The organism is Salinimicrobium marinum (genome assembly GCF_014651535.1).
Taxonomy (GTDB): Bacteria; Bacteroidota; Bacteroidia; order Flavobacteriales; family Flavobacteriaceae; genus Salinimicrobium; species Salinimicrobium marinum.
This window is the reverse complement of record NZ_BMXB01000035.1, coordinates 1-3,502: the sequence shown is the minus strand read 5'-3', so window position 1 is coordinate 3,502 and position 3,502 is coordinate 1. Positions and strand designations below refer to the sequence as shown.

The following is a 3,502-nucleotide window of genomic DNA, read 5'->3' as shown; positions in this document are numbered from 1 at the left end:
CACAAAAAAGCAGGTTATACCACCCGGAAGGAACACCTGTGTTCCCACCACCAGTATTATAAAGAGCGTAGCCCCACCTATTACCTGCAACGTGGGTATAACCACTCTGAAGAACTTTACCGGTACATGGAAGCCTTGTTTAAACAGGATAAATATCCCGAGCAGCTTTACAAAACCTGTGATGGTATACTGAACCTGTCCCGGAAAACCAATCGCGATATTTTTATTAAAGCCTGCAGCATTGCCCTGGACCATGGGCAGTATTCTTACCGGTTCTTAAAGCAGGTCCTGGAGAACCGGATGACCGACTATCAGGAAGAACCACAGATAAAATCCCTACCCACTCATGGGAATATCCGCGGGGCTTCTTTTTATAAATAAGTAACTATTAAAATTAAATATCACATGAACACCATTGAAAATCAATTATCACAACTCCGGCTCGGGGGAATGCACCGAAGCTGGAAAGCTATGATAGAAACCCGGCAACACCACGAGCTATCCCTGGGGGAAGGCTTGGAAGTATTGTTACAGGCCGAAGCTGAAGAACGTATCCACCGGCGTTTTGAACGCCTGAAGAAAAGTGCCCAGTTCCGTTACCAGGCTACCATAGAGGAATTAAACCTGGAAACCGCCAGGGGAATCAATTGGATATATCGGAGGGACCATGCCAGGTAAAACGGTCAAACAGTGCCACTATAAAAGATACTGCAATTATATAAAAAATTAATGTTATTCCTTCTTTAGGATTCCCTTTCTTAAAGATTCTCCTTTTAAATCAATGCGATGAGAAGAGTTTACAATTCTATCGAGTAAAGCATCAGCTAAAGTCCCTTCCCCTCCTATAATTTCGTACCAGGCAGAGACTGGTATTTGGGATGATATTATTGTGGATTTTTGACCGTGACGATCATCAATAATATCCATAAGTGTCTCTCTGTCCTGATTATCCAAAGCCTGTAGCCCAAAGTCATCCAGAATAAGGAGATCGGCTTTTGTTAATTTTTCCAGCTCCTTTAAATAGGTGCCATCCACCTTGCTGAGTTTTAGTTTCTTGAAGATCCTTGCAGTAATAGTGTAAAAGGTTTTATAACCAGAGAGACAAGCTTGGTGCCCCAATGCCTGCACGATATAACTTTTACCCACTCCAGATGCGCCACAGATTATAAGCCTTCTTTTCTGGTTATAAAATCAAGGGTGCATAAGCGCGCAAACATATTTTTATCCAGATTTCTCTCGGGGGAATAATTAATATCAGCAAGATTTGCATTTTGTCTAAAGCTGGCCTGTTTTAGAAGCCGGTCAATTTTCTTATTCTCCCGGTCCTCCCATTGATGATCTGTGAGCAGGGCCAGGTACTCATCACAGGTCATTTCACCAAAGCGGTTATCTTTGACGTGCTGAAGGTGTAGCTGGGCCATAGCGCCTAATCGCATTGTTTTTAATTTTTCAATAGTCTGGTTGTTGTTCATTGTTTTTAATTTAATTAGTGATTATTATTTGTAAGCAGAGGCACCTCGTATGTTGGGATGTACCGGTATATGGTTGGTTGTTTGCTCGAGATCCTGGTAGAATAATGATGCTCTATCCATATTGTTTTTAAGGATGTTCTTTATATGTTGGTAGGAAGAAGCCTCTCCTTCCAAGGCTCTTTTACAGGCGTTATTGAGTCTGTCGGAACCATAGGCTTTGTGAAGCTGAATGACTCCCATAGCACGCTTATAACCTATTTCAGGATAATCATGTGAGGTGAGTATTTTTTCTATACAACTTAAGACATATGGCCCGTGAGGTGTTGCTTTTCTCTTGAAGAATTCCGGGTTCCAGTCGGAATAAAATTTATGAGTACTACTGAGATGTTCTGTATTTGTGATGTAGCTCCCCTTGGCTCCATTGCGCGGATGTAGCGCTATTCTTTCCTGATAAAAGTAAACCTCGATCATACCTTTGGTATAATGAATACAGGTCTCTTTTCCGATATATCGATAAGGAACACTGTAGTAACTTTTATCGGGAGAGAAGTACACATAGCCCATCTTTTGGACCTTTGCTTTTCGATAATCCTTCAACTCATACGAACTTGAAGGGAGTGGCTTTAGATACTGACGCTCGACGGATTGATAAAGCTCCGTACGAATGGCTTCCTTGCGTTTAAACAATAAATTATTATAGGCGCTTAGCAGCTTTCTTATCTCCCTGTTTAGGTCCTCTAAAGAGAAGAAGGTCATCTCCCGAAGGGGATAGTAAATCCGCTGGTAAGAAAGATGCACGGCATTCTCAACCAACGCCTTATCTTGAGGTGCATACCCACGGGGCGGATTGATCACGCAGTTGTAGTGGCGGGCGAAGTCCTTGAAGGTTCGGTTGATTTCTGCCTCATACTTACTAGCCCTGGTTACTGCTGATTTAAGATTGTCAGAGACAATGGCTTTAGGAACTCCACCGTAAAAGTTTAAAGCCCCAGTGCAGCAAGCAATCAGATCACCGCGTTTTTGGGTTAGACAGGCTTGCACATAAGTATAGTGGCTATTAGGAAGAATAGCAACGAATACTTCAACAGCAATGATTTCTCCTGTTTCTTTATTTACAATGTGAAGTTTCTTTCCGGCAAAGTCTATAAACATTTCTTTTCCAGCTTCATGCTCAAGCTTCATCGATCCCTTTTCTTTAGAATACTTTCGCCGGTAATGTTCCAGAAACTGGGTATAGCTATAAGGGTCTTTAGCTAACTGAACATATTGCTGGTAATGATATAAAAAGGTAAAACCAGGATGATTCCGGGCTTTATTGACCCCTTCAAAGTATAGCATTAGTTCATTATGCCTTTCAACATCAAGGGTGGTATGGGAGGAAAATAATTCAGATAAGGCCGAGTTGTCAAAAAGCAGTAATTCTTTTAAAGAATATTGGCTTCCTGTAAACAACTTCATATAAATATTAACTGTGTTACGGGAGATTCCTAAGGTGGAACCAATTTTGCGGTTACTAAACCCATCAAGATGAAGGGAAATAATTTGTTTCAAGTCCATAGGATCAAGTGTGTTGGCCATATCGCTGTATTTATAGCGACAAGGTAGTTTTTACTTGATCTTTTAAAGTGGCACCATTCGAACCGTAATACTCTGATGGTTGAACCGAATTCCCGGAGAAGAACCCAAAATGGCATCATTCGAACCGTAATCCATAAATTCAAATAAGCAAAAGTGGCATCATTTGAACCGTTTTACCTGGCATCACAGGACCGTTTTAACTGGCACGATTCAAACCGTAATACCCAATCAATAAAGACCAGATCACCGAACTGGCTACCGGAACATACCTGGAAAAAGGGGAATCGGTATTAATTACCGGGGCCACAGGCTGCGGCAAAAGCTTCCTTGCCTCGGCTTTAGGACATCAGGCCTGTAGCCAGGGAAATAAGGTACTGTACTTCAACACACAGAAATTACTGATGAAAACTAAAATGGCCCGTATTGATGGAAGCTTCCTGAAGTTCTTTGAT

General features: G+C 41.7%; 3 protein-coding genes and 2 pseudogenes. 3 read left to right on the top strand and 2 right to left on the bottom strand.

Annotated features, from left to right (window positions below):
- Together IE056_RS18200 and IE056_RS18195 are read left to right on the top strand one after the other, a co-directional pair.
- Positions 1-381 (top strand): annotated as a pseudogene (locus IE056_RS18200) (hypothetical protein); the annotation flags it as partial.
- 24 nt (positions 382-405) lie between these two features.
- Positions 406-678: an ATP-binding protein gene (locus IE056_RS18195; RefSeq protein WP_189606416.1), complete on the top strand. Its 273-nt coding sequence runs from the start codon at positions 406-408 to the stop codon at positions 676-678.
- Between the two features lie 54 nt (positions 679-732).
- Here the strand turns inward: IE056_RS18195 and istB are convergent.
- Both istB and istA read right to left on the bottom strand, forming a co-directional pair.
- A pseudogene (istB, locus tag IE056_RS18190) lies at positions 733-1,421 on the bottom strand (IS21-like element helper ATPase IstB).
- 75 nt (positions 1,422-1,496) lie between these two features.
- Positions 1,497-3,050: an IS21 family transposase gene (istA, locus tag IE056_RS18185; RefSeq protein ID WP_189606415.1), complete on the bottom strand. Its 1,554-nt coding sequence runs from the start codon at positions 3,048-3,050 to the stop codon at positions 1,497-1,499.
- Between the two features lie 227 nt (positions 3,051-3,277).
- Between istA and IE056_RS18825 the strand changes: the two genes are divergently transcribed.
- On the top strand, positions 3,278-3,502 hold a 225-nt coding region (locus IE056_RS18825), incomplete at its 3' end, for an ATP-binding protein (protein WP_189606417.1).

Excerpts from the sequence above, each read along its gene's own strand:
- IE056_RS18195 (WP_189606416.1), top strand. The coding sequence starts at position 406 with ATGAACACCATTGAAAATCAATTATCACAACTCCGGCTCGGGGGAATG.
- istA (WP_189606415.1), bottom strand. The coding sequence starts at position 3,050 with ATGGCCAACACACTTGATCCTATGGACTTGAAACAAATTATTTCCCTT.